We start from the raw sequence: 21,598 nt of genomic DNA on the forward strand, positions 1-21,598 counted from the left end.
CATGTCATCGCACACTCGCAGCAGCTCGATGTGGGATGCCGGCATCATCCGGCAGGCGATCTGGGGTTCGTTCCGGAAGCTCGACCCACGAATCCAGATCAAGAACCCCGTGATGTTCATCGTGGAGGTGGGAAGCCTCCTTACGACCATCATCTTCATTCAGGAGTTGACCGGCGGTGGCGGCACGCCGCTGTTCACCGGCCAGGTCGCCTTCTGGTTGTGGTTCACGGTGTTGTTCGCCAACTTCGCTGAAGCCATGGCCGAAGGACGTGGCAAGGCGCAGGCCGATACACTGCGAAAGACGCGGACCGAAACGGTGGCCAACCGGGTCACGTCAGGCACACAGACAGAAAAGGTTGCGGCGGCCAGTCTCCGGAAGAACGATGTGGTTATGGTGCAGGCCATGGAGTTCATTCCTGCCGACGGGGAGATCATCGAGGGTGTGGCGTCAGTGGACGAATCGGCGATCACCGGCGAGTCGGCGCCTGTCATCCGTGAATCGGGCGGCGATCGATCGGCCGTGACCGGCGGCACCCGGGTGCTGTCGGACTGGATCAAGGTGCGTGTCACCTCCGACCCCGGCCATTCGTTTCTCGACCGGATGATCGCGCTCGTGGAAGGGGCTTCGCGGCAGAAGACGCCGAACGAGATCGCGCTCAACATTCTGCTGGCGGTGCTCACCTTGATCTTCCTGCTGGTGGTGGTGACGCTCCAGCCGTTTGCGTACTACGCGGGGACGGAGATCCCGATTCCGGTGTTAATCGCGCTTCTGGTGTGCCTGATTCCGACGACAATCGGCGCGCTGATTTCCGCGATTGGCATTGCAGGGATGGATCGGCTGGTGCAGCACAACGTACTGGCGATGTCCGGCCGGGCGGTAGAGGCCGCCGGTGATGTGAATACGCTGCTGCTCGACAAGACCGGCACCATCACTCTGGGGAATCGCCAGGCATCGGCGTTTGTCCCTGTCGGCCTCGTGACCGAGGCTGAGTTGGCCGACGCAGCGCAGTTGTCTTCGCTGGCCGACGAGACACCGGAAGGCCGGTCAATCGTGATCCTGGCGAAGGAGAAGCACGGCATTCGCGGCCGCGACATGGCCGACAGGGATGCCGTGTTTGTCCCGTTCACCGCCCAGACCCGCATGTCCGGCATCAACGTGGAAGGGCGGGAAATCCGCAAGGGCGCCGCAGACGCGATTGCGAAATACGTGACCGCCAACGGCGGGAGTGTGCCGGATGAACTGCGCGCAACGGTGGAAGCCATCGCACGGGCCGGAGGCACGCCCCTTGTGGTCGCGGAGCGCACACGATGCCTCGGAGTCATTCATCTCAAGGACATCGTGAAGGGTGGAATGCGGCAACGCTTCGACGCGTTGCGCGCCATGGGCATTCGCACGGTGATGATCACAGGCGACAACCCGCTGACGGCAGCGTCGATCGCGAAGGAAGCGGGCGTTGACGATTTCCTGGCCGAAGCAACTCCTGAAGACAAGATGGCACTGATCAAACGCGAACAGGCCGATGGCAAGCTCGTGGCGATGACCGGCGACGGCACAAACGACGCGCCTGCGCTGGCGCAGGCCGATGTCGGCGTCGCCATGAATTCTGGAACGACCGCCGCGAAGGAAGCGGGCAACATGGTGGACCTCGACTCGAACCCGACGAAGCTCATCGAGATCGTCGAGATCGGGAAACAACTGCTGATGACGAGAGGCGCGCTGACGACGTTCTCCATTTCGAATGACGTCGCGAAGTACTTTGCGATCATCCCGGCGATGTTCATCCTGGCGTTTCCCCAGCTGGCGGTGCTCAACGTGATGGGATTGGCGACGCCCGAGTCGGCTATTCTCTCGGCCGTGATCTTCAACGCGGTCATCATCATCGGCCTGATCCCGCTCGCGCTGAAGGGCATCACCTACACTCCGATGGGAGCCGCGGCAATTCTCCGAAGGAACCTTCTGATCTACGGTGTTGGCGGAGTGGTGCTGCCTTTTGTCGGCATCAAGGCGATCGACATGTTGCTCGTGGCTGTTGGTCTGGCCTGAGCAGGGGAGCGATGTCCATGGCGGATCAACGTCCCACCGCCGACGCGCTGCTGGCGCGCCTGAAGGAGCGGGACCGCCCGCGCCTGCGGATCTACATTGGCGCCGCGCCTGGCGTGGGCAAAAGTTACGAGATGCTGCAGGAAGGCCACGCTCTGCGTGCGCGGGGCCTCGATGTGGTGATTGGGCTGATTGAAACCTACGACCGTCCGGATACCGCCGCGCAGGTGCGTGACCTGGAGGTGGTGCCGCGCCGAAAGGTGGAGTACCGGGGTTCAACGCTGGAGGAGATGGACGTCGAAGGGATCATCGCGCGTCGGCCGCAGGTGGTGATCGTGGACGAGCTTGCTCACACGAATGTGCCGGGCAGCCGCCATACGAAGCGCTGGGAAGACGTGCTGGAGCTGCTTGAAGCCGGCATTCACGTCATGACGGCCGTGAACATCCAGCACCTCGAGACTCTCAACGACGCGGTCGCGCGCGCTACCGGCGTGCGCGTCCGGGAGACCATTCCAGACACCTTCCTCGACCGCGCCGACGAGGTGATCAACGTCGATGTCACGGTCGAAGAACTGCGCAGCCGGCTGCGGGAAGGCAAGGTCTATCGACCCGAGAAGGTCGAGCAGGCCCTGACGAACTTCTTCCGCAAGGGCAATCTGTCCACGCTGCGCGAGTTGGCACTCCGGGCCGTGGCCGACGAGGTTGGCGAAAAGGCCGCCAGCTATCGGGCGCGTGAAGGACTGGAGCCGGCGCTGATTCCTGAGCGCGTCATGGTCTGCATGAGCTCCAACGCCCTGGCGCCGCGAGTGCTTCGGACAGGCGCCCGGATCGCCGGCCGCCTCGGCTCGAAGTGGTTTGCGGTGTACGTGGAGACGCCACAGGAGTCGGTGGGCCGCCTGAGAGACAGTCATGCGGCAACGCTCAAGGAGAACATCCGCCTTGCCGAGGGCCTGGGCGCCACGGTGGTGCGCGTGAAGGCGTCGAACGCAGCGGATGGGTTGGTCGCGTTTGCGCAGCGCGAAGGCGTGACCCATGTCATCTTTGGTCAGACGGCGCGCGGCCGCTGGGAGCTGCTCTGGCGAGGATCCACGCTCAACCGGTTCCTCAGCGCGGTGCCGGACGCCGCCGTGCAGGTTGTCCCACTTCAAGAGGTTTGACATGACGAGACTCGTCGCCGCCGTCGCCGTTCTTCTGGTTTTTGTCGCCGGCTGCAACGAGAACGCCGCATACGCGCGGGTGGCGGAAGCCCACCGGCTCGCGGTTCTCCTGGGGACGGAGTTCGCCAGGGCCACCAACGCGTCCGACCGCGCGGTCATGGCCGACACCGATGACGCGTCGGCCACGTTTGCCAGGGAAGCCCTCGCCGCCACCGAGGCGGTGCAATCGGGGATGACCCAAATGGCGCCGGTCCTCGCGAATCTGGGTTACACGGACGAGACCCGGCTGCTCGACGACTTCGGCCGGCGCTTCGCGGAGTACCGCTCCCTCGACAGCAGCATCCTGGCCCTGGCCGCCGAGGGCACCAACGTCAAGGCCCAGCGGCTCTCGTTTGGTGCTGCCCAGCAGGCGGTTGATGAGCTACGGGATGCGCTCGATCGCCTGGTGCCCGCAAACCCAGCGGCAAACGGCTGGCGCGTCAAGGCACTTGCTGCCACCGCCCTGGCCAGTGCCCGCGAGATCCAGGTCCTGCACGCACCCCACATCGCCGAGGTCCAGGAGGCAGAGATGACCCGGTTGGAGGCGCAGATGACGTCGGCCGAGGCGACCGCCAGACAGGCTCTGCTGGACCTTCAGCGCCTGGTCTCAGCCGGTTCCCGAGCGGACGTGGCCACGGCGACGGCGGCGCTCGACCGCTTGAGCAGCCTCAACTCACAGATCAGGACCCTGTCGCGCCGCAATACGAATGTGCGCGCGCTCGCGCTGTCGCTGGGGCAGAAACGCGTCCTGGCGGCGGCATGCGACTCCGCGCTTCGCGCGCTTCAGGAGGCGGTCAGCAAGCGCGGCCTGCCAACCCGGTAAGTCGGCCCGGCTTGACCGCTGCGGCCGGACGCGGGCAGGATCAGTTCGAGGAAGGGGACGCCTGAATGGCCCACACCGGAAAAATCGGCCGCAACGATCTCTGTTCGTGCGGCAGCGGGAAGAAGTTCAAGAAGTGCCACGGGCTCACGGAGCCCCGCAGCCGCGCCAACATCATGATGTTCGTGCTGATCGGAACGCTGGTGATTGCCGGACTCGCGGCCGCCGCCTCGTCATTCACCACCGACATCAGCCACACGGCCAAATCGACCGGCGTCTGGTCAGCGGAACACGGCCACTATCACTGACGGGACGGACCGCCTGCGAACAGTCGAGACAGCAGCCAGTCCCGTACCGCCGCATCCAGCGCGCGCGTATTCCGTTTCTCGCCTTCCTTCGCCGACGTCGTCTGCGTATTAAACGCAACCAGGTACGACATGCCCGACGCGGGATGCAGATAGAAGTGCGAGATGAAGCCGTTCTGGCCGCCGCTGTGCGCGATGTAGTCCTGCCCGCCGTGACGCTCCAGGAAAAACGTCAGGCCCATTGATACGCCACTCGACACCGGCACCACCGGTTTCCACATCTCTTCGAGGGAGGCGCGCCTGAGGATGGTCTCGTACCGCGCGGTCGTCGCCGCGTCGCGGCCGCCAGTCAGGAACGCGAGGTACTTCGCCATATCGTCAACGGGTGCATTCAAGCCACCGTTCGACACGGTGATGCCGCTGTCGAAGTCAAACGGCGCCTCAACCAGTCCTGAATCGGTGACGAAGTAACTGTGCGAGCGGTCGGCGCGCAGGAAGGAAGGCGCGCGGTCGAAGAACGTCCGCGTCATCCCCAGCGGTCGCAGGATTTCCTTGTCGATATATGTCTCGAACGGCTCATTGGTGACGTCTTCGATGGCCCGGCCCAGGAAGACCAGACCCGGGTTCGAGTACTGGTACTTCGAGCCCGGCGCGAACTCGACGCGCGTATACGGCATCATGCCCACGAGCTGCGACCACCCGGGCGGTTCGAACGGCTGCCAGGCGTCTCCCGTGCCCCAGGGCCACGTACCGCTGCGGAACCCGGCCGAATGTGACAGCAGGTGGCGGATCGTGATCTGCTCGACCGGGCCGAACGAATTGGAAATCGACCGCAACTCCGGTACGTATTTCACGATGGGGTCGTCCAGTGTCAGCCGGCCTTCATCCCGCAGGCGCATGATGGCGATACCGGTGAAGGTCTTGGTGATCGACGCCCAATGGAAGATGGTGTTGGCGTCCACGGGCAGCCCAGCCGACCGATCACGCATCCCTTCAACCGCCCGTTCCACCACCACACCCTGCCGCAACAGCGCGGCGCTGCTGCCGACGATGGCGTGTTGGGCGAGGGCCTGGCGATAGTACGTGCGGAACTCAGGCCAGGTCCCCTGAGCCTGGCTGGAGGCGGCAACGACGAGACACCAAAGCGCAAGTGCACGGGCCATATGGCCGCCGAGCATATCGCAAGGAGGTTGACACGGCATCCCGGTGTGTTGTATTTAACTATGTAGTTCAGTAACCGATTGGTTGAATACACATGGCTGTTGATTCCCTCAGCACGACGTTCGCCGCCCTGGCCGATCCCACCCGCCGGGCGATTCTGGCCAAGCTCGTCTCGGGTGAGTGCTCGGTCACCGAACTGGCCGAACCGTTCGAGATGAGCATGCCTGCGGTCTCGAAACACCTGCGTGTGCTCGAGCGGGCCGGCCTCATCACTCGAAGGCACGATGCGCAGTGGCGGCGGTGTCGCATTGAGGCGGCGCCGCTCAGGAACGTGGCCGCCTGGGCCGAGCGCTACCGCCATATCTGGGAAGGCCGGCTGGACCGGCTCGACGATTACTTACGCACGATGAAACCCAAGGAGACGACCCATGCTCGCAAGCCGCGCCGCAAATAGCGACACCTTCGCAGTGACGCCCACATCGGATCGTGAGATCCATTTCTCACGCCTGTTCGACGCGCCGCCAGCGATCGTGTTCGAGGCGATGACTCGACCGGAGCACGTACGCCGATGGTGGGGTTGTCTGGGCGAGGGGTATTCAGTGCCGGTGTGCGACATTGACCTGCGGGTGGGCGGCGCCTGGCGGTTCGTCAACCGGCACCCACATGGGGAAGCGGCGTTTCATGGCGAGTATCTGGAGATCGCACCACCCAGCCGCCTGGTGTTCACCGAAATTTTCGAGGAGTTTCCAGACAGCGTTTCGGTGGTGACCACCGACCTTGTGAACGAGGCAGGCAAGACCCGCATGTCAGCCACCGCGCGGTACGAGTCGCAGGCCGTGCGCGACATGGTGCTCAAGACCGGCATGGAGAAGGGCGCCGCGCTCAGCTACGACCGCCTCGAGGACCTGGTGGCCACGTTGCGGACGTAGCTCGCCGAGTTGCCGGGTCTAAAGACCCGGCCTCCGTACCGGATGGCCTCCGTACCAGGATGGAGGCCGGGTCTTTAGACCCGGCCACACCGCTCTAGCCCCGCCGGCCGCGATAGAAATACCCGCCGCCGCCGAAGATCAGGATGAGCACGATGATGATGAGGAGCGTGTTGGTGTTCATAGCACCCTCAGCTTCGCAGCCCCTGAGCCGGAATACTGTCGTGTTCAGGACAGTGTCAGGACAAACGTGCCCAGTGGGAAGGGCTTGCCGTTCACGAGCAGGTCGATGGCGTGGCGGCCGGGATGGTGCTTCCGGGTGGTGAGGTCGGCCAACTTGACGGTCACGGCGAATGGAACCGCTCCAGCGGGGCTGAGGGTCACGCGCTTGCCTTTGAACACCTTCGCGCTCGTCCCTCGGTTGGCTTTGACGTAGTGGACCTGGTAGTCGATGAGGAGGTCCTGGGCCGACTTCGCCACGCTCGTGACCGTGCATGCGCATGTGACCCGGCCACCGAGCGGCACCCGGGCCGGCCGGATCGACACCTTGTCCACCCGGACCCGCGGCGCCCGGCCAACACCCAGAAGTGCCAGGGCGCCGGAGTGGCCCTGTTTGACCAGCGATCGAAGCGCATGACTCACAATCCACGCCCGGTCGGGAGTGGCGCTCTTCATCCACCGCCGGCAGGTGTCAACCACTATCCCGGGATGGTCCTTGGCAATGTCGTTGAGACTGTTGGCGACCGAGCGCCGCACGTACAACTCGGGATCGTCCTTGAGCATCTCGAGCAGGGCCACGATCGGCGCCGGGTCCTTCTGAAAATGCCGAAGCCTCTGGGCCCAGGGCAGCCGGGGCCGCGACCCCTCCGAGACCAATCGGCGGACGTGGACATCTTCGTGCCTGGCCCACAGGCGCAGGCGCTCGTACGTCGCCTCAGGGTGGTGAATGAGGAATGCGCGAATGCTGAACTCCGCGCTGAATCGCTGCGTCAGCTCGCACTGCAGCTGCATGGACTCTTCGAAGTGCGCCAGGCCGTGCGCGGCCACATACATGGTGTGCGGCAAGTATTTGAAGGGCGCCATGCCGAACGTGTCACTGCCGGCATGCCTGGGGCCGAGCGATCGTTCGAGAATCCCGGCCGCTTCGGCGAAGTCCTGCGGCAGGTGGGTGCGCATGGCCGCCGCGATGTGCGCGGCCCGTCCGGTCAGCGACAACGGCGCCAGACCTTTGAGCGCATCGGTGACAAAACGGCGATCAGGAAACGACGGCTGCGCGCGCTTCAGATCACGCGCGATGTCGCGGATGACAGTGCCGGTGTAGAAATCGCGGAGTTCCCTCACACCCTTCACGGCTCGGTGACGAGGCTAGTCCTGATCCTTGTCCCCGGAGCCGATCTGCGGGATGGCTGATCCCGGCCCCGACGCAAGGAGACCGGTCTCCATGTAGACGCGCAGCTTGTCGCGCGTATCGGCAATGTCCAGGTTCCTCATCGTCAACTGGCCGATGCGGTCCTGCGGTGTGAACTCGCCCTGCCCGCTTTCCATGGTCAAACGTTCGGGTTTGTAGGTGAGATTGGGGCTTTCGGTGTTGAGCAGTGAGTAGTCGTTGCCGCGGCGCAGTTCGACTGTGACTTCGCCGGTGATGGCTTTGGCCACCCAGCGCTGGGCGGTTTCGCGCAGCATCATGGATTGCGGGTCAAACCATCGGCCCTGGTACAGGAGGCGACCCAGGCGGCGGCCGTTGTCGCGATACTGCTCGATGGTGTCTTCGTTGTGGATGCCGGTCAGCAGGCGCTCGTATCCGATGAAGAGCAGGGCCATGCCGGGCGCTTCGTAGATGCCGCGGCTCTTGGCCTCGATGATCCGGTTTTCGATCTGGTCGCTCATGCCGAGGCCATGGCGGCCGCCAATCGCGTTGGCGTCGAGCATGAGCTGTACAGGGTCGCCATAGGTGATCCCGTTGAGGGATACGGGCTGTCCCTCCTCGAAGCGGATGGTCACCTGCTCCGGCTTGACCGCGACGCTCTCCTTCCACGAGGCCACGCCCATGATGGGCTCGACGATCATGATGCCCGAGTCGAGGCGCTCCAGGTCTTTCGCTTCGTGCGTGGCACCCAGCAGATTGGAATCCGTCGAGTACGCCTTCTCGGTGCTCATGCGATACGCGAAGCCCGCGCGTTGCATGTACTCCGACATCTCCTTGCGTCCGCCCAGTTCGTCGATGAAGGTCTGGTCGAGCCACGGCTTGTAGATGCGCAGGCTGGGATTCGCGAGCAGCCCGTAGCGATAGAACCGCTCGATGTCGTTGCCCTTGTAGGTGCTGCCGTCACCCCAGATATTGACGTCGTCTTCCTTCATGGCGGCCACGAGCAGCGTGCCGGTGACGGCGCGGCCGAGCGGCGTGGTGTTGAAGTACGGCACGCCGGCGGTGGTGACGTGGAAGGCGCCGCACTGCAGGGCGGCAATCCCCTCAGAGACGAGTTGCCGGCGGCAGTCCACCAGGCGCGCTTTTTCGGCGCCGTACTCAAGCGCCTTGCGGGGAATCTCGTCGTAGTCGGTCTCATCAGGCTGCCCGAGGTTCGCGGTATACGCGTAGGGCACCGCACCCTTGGCGCGCATCCAATGCAGGGCCGCGCTGGTATCGAGACCGCCCGAGAATGCGATGCCGACGTTTTCGCCGACGGGAAGGGACTGGAGGATGGTGTGTCTGGTCATGATGACAACCCGACGATCATAGCGGAATGACGCCTGTTTTTTTGTCCGATCTGCGCTACGCTCCTGTGAGCGCAACATCTTGGAGGTCCTCACCATGTCCGACGAGCCCCAGTTCGAACATCCGCGCGGCACCATGGCCATCGTGATCATCTTCGGCGCGCTCTTCGCGCTCGGATGGCTGGCGATGTACATCTTCCGGTTCCTGGCGCTGGGGGCGCCGCAGCACTAATCATGAGCGTCAACGCCTACGAACGAGTGTGGATGTGGGGTGCGGGCGGATTGATCGTGCTCTTCCTCGCGGCCATCGGCATCACTGCGGTGACTCAGGCGGTGCAGCCGCCGAGCCACATTGAAACCATCAATCCGGCCACGCTGGCCGATCATCCTGAATTCGGCGACCCGCAGGTCAAGACCACCGCTGACGGGAAAGTGGTCGTGTCCATGGTGGCCGAGATGTTCCAGTTCCGGCCCGATCCCATCGAGGTGCCCGTGAACACACCCATCACGTTTCGCATCACCGCGGCTGATGTCGTGCACGGCATGATGATTGTTGGCACCAACGCCAACGCCATGGCGATACCTGGCTATGTCAGCCAGTTCACCATCACGTTTCCCAAGGCGGGCGACTACGACATTGCGTGTCACGAATTCTGCGGCCTGATGCACCACGCGATGGTGGGCAAGATCACCGTGAAGGGAGGCCGCCCATGAACGCGCCCGCTGGTTTCGCGCGTACCGCGCCTGCACGCCTGGCCGCGGCACACCTGCTCGTGGCGGTTGCGGCATTCGGTGTGGCCGCCCTCATGGGTGTGCTGCAGGGACTCTCGATCGCTGACGTGGAGTTCCCCCTCAGGAGCGAGTCGCTGTACTACATGTTCGTGACGGCGCATGGCGTGCTGATGGCACTGGTGTTCACGACGTTCTTCATCATGGGCCTGGGCTACGCGCTCTGCTACGCGCAGTTCGGCCGCATCGTCGGGATGAAGTCCGCGTGGTTCGCGTTCTGGCTGGCGCTCGCCGGAACCGTGGCCGCGGCGTTCACCATCCTCAACGGGCAGAGCACCGTGCTCTACACCTTTTATCCGCCCATGCAGGCTCACCCGGCGTTTTACATCGGCGCAACGCTGCTGGTGATTGGTTCGTGGATTTGGGGCGGCGTGACGATTGCGAGCTACCGCTCGTGGAAGAAGGACCATCCCGGTACGCCGGCGCCCATGGCGATGCACGGCATGCTCGCCACGATCGTGGTCTGGTATCTCGCCACCTCGGGCCTGGCCTGGGAAGTGTTGTTCATGTTGATCCCATGGTCGCTCGGATGGGTGGCGACCATCGATCCTGTGATTGCCCGGACACTGTTCTGGTGGTTCGGACATCCGCTCGTGTACTTCTGGCTCATGCCGGCCTACGTTCTTTGGTACACCGTCATGCCCCGCATCGCAGGGGGCCGGCTCTTCAGTGATCAACTGGCGCGGATGGTGTTCATCCTGTTCGTGATCCTCTCAACGCCGGTCGGGTTTCACCACCAGTTTGCCGACCCCGGGATCAGCGCGGGCTGGAAGTTCGTGCATACGATCACCACGTTCGCCATCCTGTTTCCCAGTTTCGTGACCGCGTTCACCGTGATCGCGTCTCTTGAAGTGGCGGGCCGTATGAAGGGGGCGAAGGGGCTGTTTGACTGGATCGGCCGCCTGCCGTGGTCAGATCCGTTTTTTGCTGCCATGGCGCTCGCCATCCTCTCGTTTGCGTTTGGCGGATTCGGCGGCGCTATCAACGCGGCGTACGGCATGAACGCCATGGTGCACAACACGGCGTGGATCATGGGCCACTTCCATGTGACGCTCGGCACCACGTCGGCGCTGACGTTCATGGGCGCGATGTACTGGCTGATGCCGCGCCTGCTGGGTCGCGAACTCAGGCTCGTTGCGCTTGCGCGCATCCAGCCGTGGTTGTGGTTCATCGGGATGGGAATCTTCAGCACCAGCTTCCACATCGCAGGCTTGCGCGGCCTGCCGCGTCGCGTCTACAGCGCGTCGCTCGCAGGAGACCAGGGCGCCGCGTGGTCGGGGCTGGCCACCATGGGCGCCATCGGAGGCGTCGTGTTGTTCCTGAGCGCCATGGCGTTCGTCGCAGTCGTGGTGGCGACGTGGACAGCCGGCCGCAAGATCGATGGGCCCGCATTCGAATTCGCAGTGCCCCTCGAACCAGTCACGTCTCTCGGCGTCTGGGACCGTCTCGGCATGTGGACCATCGTCGGCATCGTCTTCGTGATCCTGGCCTACGCGTATCCACTCGCGACGCTCATCATGACGCCACGATTCGGGTCACCCCCGTTTCAACCATTCTAGAGAATCAGCCATTGCCCCATTGGCTCATTTCGCGAGTGTCCGCACTTGGCCAGTGGGCGGTGCTAGACTCCGCCCATGCAGGCTCACCACAACGAGCGCGAACTGGCGGATTTCATCCGTCACGGAGCTGAACGGCGGCCGGATCAGGCGTTTGGCGAGTATTACTCCGGCAAGACCGCGTCATGCGCGCTGGGCGCGGCGTACGAGGCGATGTACCGCCTGCCGGCTGAGCCGGGCAAGTCTCACCCGACACGCGACCTCGACTGGTTTTTCGACTGCCTGGACCGCGTGAAGCCGTGCCCGCATGAAGGCTGCAAGAAGCGCATCTTCCTGGCGGCGCTGCTGGTGCATCTCAATGACGACCATCGGTGGTCGCGCGAGCAAATCGCGCTGTGGCTCGAGACGATTAACGGGATCTCGAAGCCGGTCGCGTAGAGCCGCCACAAATTAGGTGTCGTTTTTCCGGTGGCGGGGTCCGCCGGTGCGGACCGACAATGTCGGACATGGACGCCACAGAGTTTCCCCTGCTTGATTTGCCGTTGCCACCACGCCGCGAGATGGAGCGTGCATTTCTTCACGGCGACGCCTCGTACGACGGCGTGTTTTATACGGGCGTCCGCACCACCGGTATCTTCTGCCGTCCGTCATGCTCCGCGAAGAAGCCCCGAATCGAAAATATCGAATTCTTCGGTACGGTGAAGGAAGTGCTGTTCGCGGGGTATCGCGCGTGCCTGAAGTGCCGTCCGCTCGAGGGCGGGGACGACCATCCAGCGTGGCTGGCCGCACTGATGGCTCGGATCGAGTCTGACCCGGGAGAACGGATTCGCGAGGCGGATCTGAGGGCGATGGGACTTGACCCGGCCCGAGTCCGCCGCTACTTCGCGACCCGATACGGCCTGACGTTCCAGGCCTACTGCCGGGCAAGGAGGCTGGCGCACGCGCTCGATTCGATCAAACACGGCGGCACCGTGGATGACGCGGTGTTTGACGCGGGATACGAATCACATTCGGGATTTCGCGATGCGTTCGCGAAGGCCTTCGGGGCCACACCCGGCGATGCCACCCAGTCCGGTGTGGTGCATCTTGGATGGATCGACACACCACTGGGACCGATGATTGCCGGCGCGTCTGACGCGGGTGTCGTGCTCCTGGAATTTACCGACCGACGGATGCTCGAGGCCCAGCTGGCAACCGTCCGCCGCCGATTCGTGGCCGGGCTCGTGCCGTCCGACCACCCGCACCTGACCCTGCTGCGTACTGAACTGGCCGCGTACTTCGCCGGTACTCTCGAAATGTTCACGGTTCCGGTCGTGGCGCCAGGCACGCCGTTCGAGGAGCGCGTGTGGGCCGAGTTGCTGGAGATTCCGTACGGCGAGACTCGCTCTTACGAGGACGTCGCCGTGGCCCTGGGCAACCGGGCGGCTGTGCGCGCGGTGGGGCGGGCCAACGGACTCAACCGGATCGCCATCGTGATCCCCTGCCACCGCGTAGTCAACAAGAGTGGCGAGCTGGGCGGATATGGTGGCGGCCTGTGGCGCAAACGCCGGCTGCTGCATCTCGAGCGCGGCAAAGTGAGCGCCTAGAAAACGACCTCAGAGGTCGTTTCGCCAGTGCCCCCACGAAACGACCTCTGAGGTCGTTTTCCTTCACGCCGTGGTGACGACGACGGCGGATGTGGGTGTGCGGCCCGTGCGCCGGTAGGCGTGCGGACGTCCGGAGTCGAAATACATCGAGTCGCCCGCCTTGAGCTCGTGGTCAACGCCTTCGTACGTCACAGCCATCTGTCCCTGTAACACGTAGAGCACCTCCGCGCCGGAGTGGGAATGTGGCGGCACCGAGCCGGCCTCTACCGGTTCAAACTCCACCAAGTACGCGTTCATCTTGCGCTCCGGCGCAGGATAGTCGAGGCACTCAAACGAGTAGGACGACCGGCCTTCCGGGCGTTCGGGAAACCGGACCCGATCGGCTTTCCGGACCACGGCGATGGTGGGCTTGTCGCGAGCCTCGGTAAAGAAATACTCAAGCCCCACGCCGAAGACCAGCGGATCCTCAGCAGGGTCGGCAGCGTGGGGAACAGCCGGCCACGTTCGATCTTCGAGAGCAGCGCGGCTGACAACGCCGTGTGTTTGCCCAACTCGACCAGGCCCATCTTCTTCTTGAGGCGCAGGACGCGGAGTTTTGGACCGATCTCGTAGCGTTCCAGTCCTTCGGTCAGTGTGGCAGACAACATGGGTGCACCTTGTTTTCTCTTCAGTTACAGAACCGCGCGTAACTTTCACAGCATTCACTCGACTTCGCTCCGAGCGTCATCCGTGTCGCACGAGTTAAACGTATTTAACCTACGATGAAACGGCGATGACTGCAAGCCGCAGTCAAACGTAAGCATCAGGAGCAAAGATTATGAAGACACAGTTCGTTCGGTTGGCAGTGGCCGCAGTTGCGGCAGTGGCGTTGGTGGCGGGTTCCACGGTGGCGAAGGCGCAGCAGCCCAAGGACATCGTTGACACCGCGGTGGCGGCCGGTTCGTTCAAGACCCTGGCGGCGGCTCTTCAGGCCGCGGGCCTGATCGAGACCCTGAAAGGCACGGGACCGTTCACGGTGTTCGCGCCGACCGACGCGGCGTTCGCAAAGCTGCCGAAGGGCACGGTTGAGGACCTCCTCAAGCCCGAGAACAAGGCGAAGCTGATCGCGATTCTCACCTATCACGTGGTGCCGGGCTCGGTCATGGCCGCACAGGTGGTCACGATGAACGGCAAAGAGGCCAAGACGGTCAACGGCCAGTCGGTGAAGATTGTGGTCAAGGGCGGCACCGTGACCGTTGACGGCGCGAAAGTCGTGACCACCGACATCAAGGCGTCCAACGGCGTCATTCACGTGATCGACTCGGTCATTCTCCCGAAGTAGGAAGTAGGAACTGGGGAACTGGGGAACTGGGGAACTGGGGGCGGGCGGGGAGTTACTCCCGCCCGCCTCGTTTTTTGTCGGGGTATCATCGGGCCGGAGGCGCTCGTGGTATCGCGGATCTTCGTCATCATCCTCGCGCTTGGCGCAGCGGCGTATCGATTCAGCACGGGCGCGGTGCTCGAGTCGATTGGCCTCGCGGGGCTCGCATCCGGGCTGCTCTTTCTTCGCGCTGCCGAACGCCGGCCCCCACTCCGCCGGTACGCGTATCTCAGCTTCCTCGTGACGGCCGGCATCATGGCCTACGTCATGTACAGGAATTCCCGCTGATGGCAACTCACAACCCTCCCATCGATGCCGGCGTCAGAATCGGCCATGTGCACTTGAAAGTGGCCGACCTGGATCGGGCCCTCGCCTTTTACTGCGGGGTGCTGGGTTTCGAACTGGTGATGCGCTACGGCCCGGGTGCGGCGTTTATCGCCGCCGGTGACTATCACCATCACATCGGCCTGAATACCTGGGAGAGCCTCGGTGGCCAACCCCCGGCCCCGGGCTCCACAGGCCTGTATCACCTGGCCATTCTCTATCCGACCCGCGCGCTGCTGGCCGATGCCCTTCGCCGCCTGCAGGCGGCCGGCATTCCGCTTGATGGAGCCGCCGATCACGGCGTCAGCGAGGCACTCTATCTTCGCGATCCCGACGACAACGGCGTCGAGTTGTACTGGGACCGTCCCCGCGACAAGTGGCCCCTGGACGATCAAGGGAAGTTGACGATGTTCACGCGTGCGCTCGATGTACGCGGCCTGCAGGCGGAAGGGTGATCCACGGCGGCGCGTGGGCAGCCGCCGCGCTTGCAGGGTGTCTGCTGACCCCCGCATTCGCATTCGCCCAACACGACCACGCGACGCCCGTGGCCACCGACAGCTGGACGTGGTCGGCTCAGGGCCAGGCGTTCCTGAACCTCAATCTGCAGGACCGCAAGTTCCGCGACTTCACCCAACTCGAATCGCAGAACTGGGGCATGGTCTCTCTGACCCGTCAGTCGGGCCGCGCGCGACTGACGTTTCACACCATGCTGTCGGCCGAGCCCTGGACCCTGCGGCGCCTGGGCTCCGCCCAGGTCCTTCAGGTGGGCGAAACGCTGGACGACGCACCGTTGCTTGATTACCAGCATCCGCACGATCTGGTGATGGCACTTGAGGGACGCCTGGACTGGGCGACCACCGAACAGACCACGGTGTTTCTCAGCGGTGGTCCCGTCGGCGCGATTGCCCTGGGTCCTTTCGCTTTCATGCACCGCGCATCTTCGGGGCCGAACCCGACTGCGCCGCTGTCGCACCACATGCTCGATTCTGCTCACATCACGCACGGCGTCATCAGTGCCGGCGTCCGGCGATCGCAGTGGACGATGGACGCGTCTGTGTTCCACGGTCGCGAGCCTGATGAAGATCGACTGCGCCTCGATCTGGGACCACTTGATTCGGTCTCCGGCCGCCTGGCGTGGGAGCGGGGCGCCTGGCGAGCGCAAGTTTCATCCGCCGCGGTCAACGATCCCGAAGTGAGCGAACCGGGAGACGTTGTGCGAACGACGGCATCGCTCGAATACGATCGCGCCCGCCCCGATGGACGACGCACCGCGTGGCTGGCCGCATGGGGGCGCAACGATCGCACCGATCACACAGAGACCGGCTGGCTGCTCGAGGGCCGGCGCGACGTCACCGCGCGTGACACGGTCTACGGCCGCACAGAGATCGTGGACCGGTTCATCCTGGTCGACTTCGACTTCGCCAGGGACACCGGACTTGAGCGCCACCGACCATCGTCAGTCGCAGCTCTGACTCTTGGGTACGAACGGAGCCTCGCGAATCTGAAACGCACGAGGCTCGCGATGGGCGGAGATGTGACGCTGCACCACGTCTCGCGCAATCTCCGCGACAGCTACGGCCGTCCCGTCTCCTGGCACATCTTCCTCCGCGCCTCCGCGCGCTAGCCGGACCCGCCTCCGCGCTCCCGCGCTACGGCGAGGCAAGCCCCTGGACCCTGGACTCTGGACCCTGGACAAAATATGTCATCTACGTATTGACATTCGTAGATGTTAATAATAATCTCCTCTTGCTCACCCATGTGGTGAGCCTTTATCGCGAGTGGTTGAGGGATCAGGCCCGACGACACCACAGCAACCAGGCGCCATCGCCCAGGTGCTAATTCCTGCCCGAAACCGGGGGAGATAAAACGAGGCCGCACGCGTCCGCGTCGGCAGTCACGCTCGTTCCCAGGTTGCCTGATGAGCTTGTGATGAGAGGGGAAGGGTGTGTCCGTGAGTGTCTTGCAGAGCGTGGTCGTCAAGGAAGTGCGCATTGGTTTATTGGGGTGCGGCGGTGTTGGGCAGGCCGTCGTGCAGGCGCTGACGGCGTCTGACGACCGGCTGTCGGAAGCGGGCCTGTCGCTCACGTGTGTCGCCGCGCTTGTGCGCGACCCGAGACGCCCGAGGGCTGTGGCAGACGTACCGCTGACAAACGATCCGGACCTGTGGAGTAAGTATGAGTTCGACGTGGTCGTGGAGGTGCTTGGCGGCGTCGAGCCCGCGCGCACACTCGTGGCCCGTACGTTGTCGGCAGGCATTCCCGTTGTCACCGCGAACAAGTCCCTGATGGCCGCACACGGCGTGGAGCTGCAGGCGCTGGCGGCCGCACACGGCACGTCGCTCTACTTCGAGGCGTCGGTGCTGGCGGGCGTGCCGTGCGTGAACACCCTTGCCCGCCGACCGCTCGCATCGGGCGGGGGAGCGTGGGCCGGGATCGTCAACGGGACTTCTCATTTCATCCTGTCAGACATGGCGCGGGGTCGTTCGTTCGAGGACGCCCTTGTGGAGGCAGTGGCGCGCGGTTACGCCGAGCCGTCGAGTGACGCGGATATCAGCGGTCGCGATGCAGCCGAGAAACTCACCATCCTGCTGCATCTGGCCGGCCACACAGATGTGGCGACAAGCGATCTCCCCAGACGGGGAATCGATGGCCTTGAGACCTGGCATATCGAGTTCGCTCGTCGTCTCGGCGGGGTGATTAAGCCTGTCGCGTTGGCCGACACCGGTCAGGAGGCCGGGGGTTGGGTTGGGCCGGCGTTTGTGCCCGCGTCACACCCGTTTGCCCAGGTGGAGGGCGTGACGAACATCCTGTCCGTCGGTCGCGGCGCATCCGCTGTCTTGTTCTCAGGTCCCGGCGCCGGCCCGGCCGTCACTGCGCTCACCGTACTCGATGACGTCGTTGAAGCCGCGGCCGGTCGGGCTCCCCGTGCGTTGCCTGCGCCTGAAGCCTCAGCGCCCGTCGCACACCGACTGCGAGTTCCCCGTTCTGGTGCCTGGTATCTGGCACTCGATCACGTCACGTCAAGCGCCGGTGAACTGGCAGAGTTCCTGGCCGCGAACCACCTGCCGGCCATTGCGCTGGCCGGTGACGGCCGTCGCCATGCAGTGGTGACTGCGTCCACCACGTATGCGGCGCTGTGCGCGGCCGTTGACGCGATTGAGGCGACGGGCGTGCGCGTGGTGTGGTGGCCGGTGGTGGAGGTGGCTCGTGGCTGATGTCGCCGTACTGAAGCTGGGCGGGTCGGTCCTGAACGGTCCCGATTCCTACAAGCGTGCCGCGTTGTTCCTGCGTGACGAGGTCGCTCGCACACACGCCCGGCTCGTGGCCGTGGTCTCCGCGGAGTTCGGGCACACCGATGTGTTGTGGCGCGAGGCCCAATCGGTGACCGACCACGTGGATGACGATGCGAGGGATTTGTTGTGGTCGACGGGCGAATTGCGGTCAGTCGCGCTGTTGACCCTGGCCCTGAGGGCAACGGGATTGTCGGCCACCGGGCTCAACGTGCATGAGACCGGACTGCGAGTGGAAGGACGCGCGTCGGCTGGCGTGGATGGCCTTGTGTTCAATCCACTGCCGTTGCGCGCGGCGCTTGGACGCCACGATGTGGTGGTGGTGCCCGGGTTTCTGGCCACGTGCCGGCAGCAGGTGGTGACGCTTGGGCGAGGTGGTTCCGACTGGTCGGCGGTGGCGCTCGCGGCCGCCCTTCGCGCCTCACGATGCGAACTCATCAAGGACGTGCCCGGATATTTCACCGCCGATCCGCAGACGACGCCTGGTGCGGCGCTGATTGACGCACTCGACTACACCACCGCGCTGGAGATGGCCGATGCCGGCTGTCCCCTCGTTCAGCGGCAGGCCATCGATCACGCCCGCCGCTCCCACTTGCCGCTCATCGTTCGGAGCTTCGACAGCCTCGGGACATGGGTGGCGTAAGGCCAGCAAGAAAAAAGACGTCGGGTGTCTTTTTGAAAAGTGTTCGTTTATGCAAAAAGACACCCGACGTCTTTTCTCGAGGAGTCAGACAGATGGAATTTGGGACACGTACGATTCATGCAGGACAACCGTCAGAACCGAACACCGGGGCCATTGTGGCGCCGATTTTCCAGACGACCACGTATCAGCAACCAGGACCCGGTGAACATCTCGGGTTTGACTACACGCGCACATCGAATCCCACGAGGCAACGGCTCGAGGGCGTGCTGGCCGATCTTGAAGGGGGCACTCGTTGCGCGGTCTTCGGGTCGGGCCTCGCGGCCGAGAATGCCATCCTGCAGGCGTACCTGAAGCCGGGGGACACGATCGTCGTGCCGGTCGACGTGTATGGGGGCACGTTCAGGCTGCTCGACAAGGTGTTCGAGCCGCTCGGCGTTGTGGTGCGCCGGGTGGACTTCAGTGACCTCGCCGCCCTCGAACGTGCCGTCGCTGCGCGGCCGAAGATTGTCTGGCTCGAATCACCCACCAATCCGCGCCTGCTGGTGTACGACATCGCGGCCGTCGCGCGAATCGCCCATGCAGCCGGCGCGATCGTGGTGGTGGACAACACCTTCGCCACGCCGTACTTCCAGCAACCCTTGTCACTTGGTGCGGACCTTGTCATCCAGAGCGTGACGAAGTACCTGGCCGGGCATCTTGATGTGATCCAGGGCGCCGTCATCGCGAAGGACGCCGGCGTCTTCGAGCCTGTGAAGTTCCTGCAGAACGCACTCGGTGGAGTGCCGAGTCCGTTCGACTGCTGGCTCACGTTGCGTGGCGTCAAGACGCTGGAGCTGCGCATGGAGCGTCACGCGCAAAATGCCGCGGCCATTGCAGACGTGCTGACTGCGCATCCCAAGGTCAAACGCGTCTACTATCCGGGGCTCGCGAGTCATCCTGGGCATGAGATCGCGAAACGGCAGATGACCGGCTTTGGCGGCATGGTGTCGTTCGAGCTCGACGGCACGGTGGAGGACGCGTCCGCGTTTGTGTCGTCGCTCACGTACTTTGCGCTCGGTGAAAGCCTTGGCGGCGTTCGGTCACTGGTGTGCCTGCCGTGCAAGATGACCCATGCGTCGATTCCGGCTGAGACACGCGCCGAACTCGGCCTGTCAGACTCCCTGATTCGGCTGTCGCCTGGGGTGGAACACCCCAGGGACCTGGTGGCCGACCTGAAATCGAAGCTCGACGCGCTCGTCGAGGTCGCCGAGCTGGCCACGGTGCGCTGACCCCTGGACCCCTGGACCCCTGGACCCCGACAAGCAATTCTGGTGTCCAATACCGCATGCGCAAGTTGGGCGTCCTATTGCTGCTGGTGTCGGCCGGGTGCGCGTCGGCGCCCATCAAGAAGGCCGATGAGCTGAGTCTGGTCCAGGCCCAGACGCGTGTGCTTGAGGGTTGTTATCGATGCCTGATCGAAGCGCGAGACGTCTTCGAGCGTATCGCCGTCGGCAAGGCGCGGCCCCTGGTGGTCGCCCGGCTGTTCGAAACCTATGTGCTGATCGGCTTGCGCGAACGGGAACTGGCACTCGACAGCAGCCAGGCCTTCGGGAAGGCACGCGCGCTAGCCGCCGAGTTGCCACCGACGTACGTGGGCCTGCCATACGTGGATCTGGCAGAAATGATTCCGCCGGATCTTGGTGGCACACCCCGCACCGAACTGTCGCCGTTCATGCAGCGTGCCCCGGCATCGGCCAGGTTGAAAGAACTCAGAAGTGGGTTGACCGCCGGTGAGGCCAGCGCGCCCTTCCGCACGTACCTCTCGGCGAGCCTGGATTGTCTGGCGAACTTCGCGAACCGCCGCGACGCGATGAGCGACGAGGTTCCCGTCCCCGCGGGCACACCGCCGCTCGTGAAATACCGCATGGGCACCTGCCCGGTACCCCGGAACGCCGTGTTGGAAGAGTTGTTGACCGAAACGCCGACGTTCGTCGAGGCGGGCCTGTTCATCGGCCGCCGGCGGCCACAGGTCATCACCGCCGCCTGGGTGAAGCAGTCGCGCGAAGCGCTGGCCAATGCCTACGATGCGTTTCCCCGCTCGTCGTCTGTGACCTACGCAATGGGAGCGATGTACCAGATTGTCGGGGACTGCACCCGGGCCGTCAGGTTCTATGAAGACACCATCGCCCTGAAGGAACGGCATGAAGACGCTGCGCTGCAACGCGTCGTCTGCCTCGGACACGTGGGGCAGTTCGTTCCAGCCATTGAAGGCGCCACCCGCGTCATCGATCGCGGTTATTACAACCTGGCCGACGGCTACTACTGGCGCGCCTGGAACCACCATCGTCGCCTTGAGCTTGACCAGGCCCGCGCCGATATCGAGAAGGCGCGCTCGATGATGGTCAACGTGCAGGTGCTGACGCTGGGTGGAGTCATCAAGTACGACCAGAACGATCTGGTGCCGGCCGAACGCGACCTGAACGAAGCGCTGCGAATGGACCTGGGGCAATGCATCGCGCACTGGTACCTGGGCCTGGTCACGTTCAAGAAGGAAGCCTGGTCGGACGGAGCCGCGAGGTTCGGGGCAAGCGCGGCGTGTTATGAAAGTTCCGCCAACGACGCAGCCGCCCGGTTGGACGTCATGCGCAAGTCGGACTTCGAAGAGGAGTTCAAGGCCAGCCAGATCGCCGGGTTCGAGGCCGTCATCAAAGAGGACCGCGACCAGCAGTGGGCCGCGATTCTGAATGCGGCCAACGCGTTCGCCCGCGCCGGCCAGTCTGAAACGGCCCTCAAATGGATCGATCGCATTCCTGCCGATGCCGTCCTCGCGTCAAAAGCCGCTGAACTCCGCAAGCTCATCATTGGGAAGTTTGGGGGAAATTTTGATAGCCGGACGCAGCTACAATGACCT

General features: G+C 64.1%; 21 protein-coding genes, 1 pseudogene and 1 riboswitch. Of the genes and pseudogenes, 18 read left to right on the top strand and 4 right to left on the bottom strand.

Annotated features, from left to right (window positions below; all coding sequences use genetic code 11):
• Position 1 precedes the first annotated feature (1 nt).
• The 4 genes from kdpB (at position 2) to IPL75_05245 (ending at position 4,365) form a co-directional block, all read left to right on the top strand.
• Positions 2 to 2,044, top strand: a complete 2,043-nt coding sequence (gene kdpB / locus IPL75_05230) for a potassium-transporting ATPase subunit KdpB (protein ID MBK9239657.1) — start codon at positions 2 to 4, stop codon at positions 2,042 to 2,044.
• 11 nt (positions 2,045 to 2,055) lie between these two features.
• A complete protein-coding gene (locus tag IPL75_05235; GenBank protein ID MBK9239658.1) occupies positions 2,056 to 3,198 on the top strand; it encodes a universal stress protein in 1,143 nt (380 codons plus the stop codon).
• A gap of 1 nt (position 3,199) precedes the next feature.
• Entirely contained in the window at positions 3,200 to 4,060 is an 861-nt protein-coding gene (locus tag IPL75_05240) for a hypothetical protein (protein ID MBK9239659.1), read from the top strand.
• Between the two features lie 65 nt (positions 4,061 to 4,125).
• Positions 4,126 to 4,365 (top strand): SEC-C domain-containing protein, encoded by a 240-nt coding sequence (locus IPL75_05245; GenBank protein ID MBK9239660.1) that lies wholly within the window; start codon positions 4,126 to 4,128, stop codon positions 4,363 to 4,365.
• Here IPL75_05245 and IPL75_05250 read toward each other — a convergent pair.
• Complete coding sequence (locus tag IPL75_05250; GenBank protein ID MBK9239661.1) at positions 4,359 to 5,525, bottom strand: beta-lactamase family protein; 1,167 nt, start codon at positions 5,523 to 5,525, stop codon at positions 4,359 to 4,361. The genes IPL75_05245 and IPL75_05250 overlap by 7 nt on opposite strands.
• A gap of 92 nt (positions 5,526 to 5,617) precedes the next feature.
• Here IPL75_05250 and IPL75_05255 point away from each other — a divergent pair, with 92 nt between their 5' ends.
• Both IPL75_05255 and IPL75_05260 read left to right on the top strand, forming a co-directional pair.
• Positions 5,618 to 5,977 (top strand): winged helix-turn-helix transcriptional regulator, encoded by a 360-nt coding sequence (locus IPL75_05255; protein MBK9239662.1) that lies wholly within the window; start codon positions 5,618 to 5,620, stop codon positions 5,975 to 5,977.
• Positions 5,952 to 6,452 (top strand): SRPBCC family protein, encoded by a 501-nt coding sequence (locus IPL75_05260; protein MBK9239663.1) that lies wholly within the window; start codon positions 5,952 to 5,954, stop codon positions 6,450 to 6,452. The genes IPL75_05255 and IPL75_05260 overlap by 26 nt, the downstream gene beginning before the upstream one ends.
• Positions 6,453 to 6,677: 225 nt before the next feature.
• Here IPL75_05260 and IPL75_05265 read toward each other — a convergent pair whose 3' ends face one another.
• Both IPL75_05265 and argG read right to left on the bottom strand, forming a co-directional pair.
• A complete protein-coding gene (locus IPL75_05265) occupies positions 6,678 to 7,790 on the bottom strand; it encodes a DNA alkylation repair protein (GenBank protein ID MBK9239664.1) in 1,113 nt (370 codons plus the stop codon).
• A gap of 24 nt (positions 7,791 to 7,814) precedes the next feature.
• Positions 7,815 to 9,164 carry an argininosuccinate synthase gene (gene argG, locus IPL75_05270; GenBank protein MBK9239665.1) on the bottom strand — a complete coding sequence of 450 codons (1,350 nt, stop codon included), beginning with the start codon at positions 9,162 to 9,164 and terminating at the stop codon, positions 7,815 to 7,817.
• A gap of 231 nt (positions 9,165 to 9,395) precedes the next feature.
• Between argG and IPL75_05275 the strand changes: the two genes are divergently transcribed.
• The 4 genes from IPL75_05275 (at position 9,396) to IPL75_05290 (ending at position 13,092) form a co-directional block, all read left to right on the top strand.
• Positions 9,396 to 9,875, top strand: a complete 480-nt coding sequence (locus tag IPL75_05275) for a cupredoxin domain-containing protein (protein ID MBK9239666.1) — start codon at positions 9,396 to 9,398, stop codon at positions 9,873 to 9,875.
• Positions 9,872 to 11,509 (top strand): cbb3-type cytochrome c oxidase subunit I, encoded by a 1,638-nt coding sequence (locus IPL75_05280; protein MBK9239667.1) that lies wholly within the window; start codon positions 9,872 to 9,874, stop codon positions 11,507 to 11,509. Before IPL75_05275 ends, IPL75_05280 begins: the two co-directional genes overlap by 4 nt.
• A 75-nt stretch (positions 11,510 to 11,584) precedes the next feature.
• Positions 11,585 to 11,944 (top strand): hypothetical protein, encoded by a 360-nt coding sequence (locus tag IPL75_05285; GenBank protein ID MBK9239668.1) that lies wholly within the window; start codon positions 11,585 to 11,587, stop codon positions 11,942 to 11,944.
• Positions 11,945 to 12,066: 122 nt separating this feature from the next.
• Positions 12,067 to 13,092 carry a bifunctional transcriptional activator/DNA repair protein Ada gene (locus IPL75_05290; protein MBK9239669.1) on the top strand — a complete coding sequence of 342 codons (1,026 nt, stop codon included), beginning with the start codon at positions 12,067 to 12,069 and terminating at the stop codon, positions 13,090 to 13,092.
• A gap of 63 nt (positions 13,093 to 13,155) precedes the next feature.
• On the opposite strand, the pseudogene IPL75_05295 reads toward IPL75_05290, so the two are convergent.
• A pseudogene (locus tag IPL75_05295) lies at positions 13,156 to 13,739 on the bottom strand (cupin domain-containing protein).
• A 170-nt stretch (positions 13,740 to 13,909) separates the two neighbouring features.
• Between IPL75_05295 and IPL75_05300 the strand changes: the two are divergent.
• The 8 genes from IPL75_05300 (at position 13,910) to IPL75_05335 (ending at position 21,595) form a co-directional block, all read left to right on the top strand.
• Complete coding sequence (locus IPL75_05300) at positions 13,910 to 14,413, top strand: fasciclin domain-containing protein (protein ID MBK9239670.1); 504 nt, start codon at positions 13,910 to 13,912, stop codon at positions 14,411 to 14,413.
• A gap of 105 nt (positions 14,414 to 14,518) precedes the next feature.
• Positions 14,519 to 14,740 carry a hypothetical protein gene (locus tag IPL75_05305; protein ID MBK9239671.1) on the top strand — a complete coding sequence of 74 codons (222 nt, stop codon included), beginning with the start codon at positions 14,519 to 14,521 and terminating at the stop codon, positions 14,738 to 14,740.
• Positions 14,740 to 15,231: a VOC family protein gene (locus tag IPL75_05310; protein MBK9239672.1), complete on the top strand. Its 492-nt coding sequence runs from the start codon at positions 14,740 to 14,742 to the stop codon at positions 15,229 to 15,231. Before IPL75_05305 ends, IPL75_05310 begins: the two co-directional genes overlap by 1 nt.
• Entirely contained in the window at positions 15,228 to 16,400 is a 1,173-nt protein-coding gene (locus tag IPL75_05315; GenBank protein MBK9239673.1) for a hypothetical protein, read from the top strand. Before IPL75_05310 ends, IPL75_05315 begins: the two co-directional genes overlap by 4 nt.
• A gap of 142 nt (positions 16,401 to 16,542) precedes the next feature.
• Positions 16,543 to 16,644: riboswitch (SAM riboswitch) on the top strand.
• Positions 16,645 to 16,727: 83 nt separating this feature from the next.
• Positions 16,728 to 17,990, top strand: a complete 1,263-nt coding sequence (locus IPL75_05320; GenBank protein MBK9239674.1) for a homoserine dehydrogenase — start codon at positions 16,728 to 16,730, stop codon at positions 17,988 to 17,990.
• Positions 17,983 to 18,708, top strand: a complete 726-nt coding sequence (locus IPL75_05325; GenBank protein MBK9239675.1) for a hypothetical protein — start codon at positions 17,983 to 17,985, stop codon at positions 18,706 to 18,708. The genes IPL75_05320 and IPL75_05325 overlap by 8 nt, the downstream gene beginning before the upstream one ends.
• 92 nt (positions 18,709 to 18,800) lie before the next feature.
• Positions 18,801 to 19,976, top strand: a complete 1,176-nt coding sequence (locus tag IPL75_05330; protein MBK9239676.1) for a PLP-dependent transferase — start codon at positions 18,801 to 18,803, stop codon at positions 19,974 to 19,976.
• A 56-nt stretch (positions 19,977 to 20,032) separates the two neighbouring features.
• Positions 20,033 to 21,595 (top strand): hypothetical protein, encoded by a 1,563-nt coding sequence (locus IPL75_05335; protein ID MBK9239677.1) that lies wholly within the window; start codon positions 20,033 to 20,035, stop codon positions 21,593 to 21,595.
• Positions 21,596 to 21,598: the final 3 nt, after the last annotated feature.

It is taken from the genome of Acidobacteriota bacterium (assembly GCA_016716905.1).
GTDB lineage: Bacteria > Acidobacteriota > Vicinamibacteria > Vicinamibacterales > SCN-69-37 > SYFT01.